At 68.3% G+C, this 441-nt stretch carries 1 protein-coding gene; it reads right to left on the minus strand.

The window, feature by feature from the left end; genetic code table 11:
- A partial coding sequence (locus TSA1_RS38605) for a polyketide synthase dehydratase domain-containing protein (RefSeq protein WP_210421938.1) occupies positions 1–441 on the minus strand: 441 nt, incomplete at both ends.

Raw genomic sequence — 441 nt, forward strand, 5'->3', positions numbered from 1 at the left:
GCACCCGTTCCCGGCCTGCCTCGTCATGGCCCAGCTCGATCTGGCGGACCGTTCGGAAGCTCGCGCCATAGATCAGTCCGACTTGCGCAAAGCTCTCATAACAGGCTTGGCCCGGCGTGCTGCGCTCGCCGGCCCGTTCACGCAGGGCCGGCAGATCCAGCACGCGTGGCTCGGTCTGCTCGAACAAGACCGCGCTGCCCTGGCTATGCATCTGCGTGGCGTCGGCCTGCCCGGTATAGATCTCGAAGGCGATCGACCCATCATCTTGCAGCGCCAGTGCGATGTGCACCTCGAGCCCCGCGTCCGTCACCACCACCGGCCGCGCGAACACCACGTTCTGCAGCCGCACCTGCAAGTCTCCGGACTGATCGCCCGCGGCGAGCCGCACCGCCGCCCGCGCCATCTCCAGATGAGCCACGCCCGGCAGCACCCGCTGACCAT

This window comes from Bradyrhizobium nitroreducens, from assembly GCF_002776695.1.
Lineage (GTDB): Bacteria > Pseudomonadota > Alphaproteobacteria > Rhizobiales > Xanthobacteraceae > Bradyrhizobium > Bradyrhizobium nitroreducens.